This is a genomic window from Pseudoalteromonas aliena (assembly GCF_038155085.1).
GTDB lineage: Bacteria > Pseudomonadota > Gammaproteobacteria > Enterobacterales > Alteromonadaceae > Pseudoalteromonas > Pseudoalteromonas aliena_A.
This window is the reverse complement of record NZ_JBAKAU010000324.1, coordinates 1-206: the sequence shown is the minus strand read 5'-3', so window position 1 is coordinate 206 and position 206 is coordinate 1. Positions and strand designations below refer to the sequence as shown.

Genomic DNA, 206 nt, shown 5'->3' with positions numbered 1-206 from the left:
CTTAATTTATAAGTGGAAGACTTTAGCTTTGGCAGGGAGATACGTCTGTTAACGCCCTAGCATTACTCTCGCATATTTAATGAACCCGCTCGGGCTTCAACTCCTTTCTTTACTCTATTAGCTAAACCTAATGACCAAGAAGAACCTCGGTTAGGTGTTACTGTTGCTAATAAACGTGTTAAAAAGGCATGCCAACGAAACCGTAT

Annotated in this window: 1 protein-coding gene; it reads left to right on the top strand. The window is 40.8% G+C overall.

What is annotated here, in order from left to right:
- Positions 1 to 72: 72 nt before the first annotated feature.
- On the top strand, positions 73 to 206 hold a 134-nt coding region (locus V6260_RS19595), incomplete at its 3' end, for a ribonuclease P protein component (protein ID WP_341595647.1).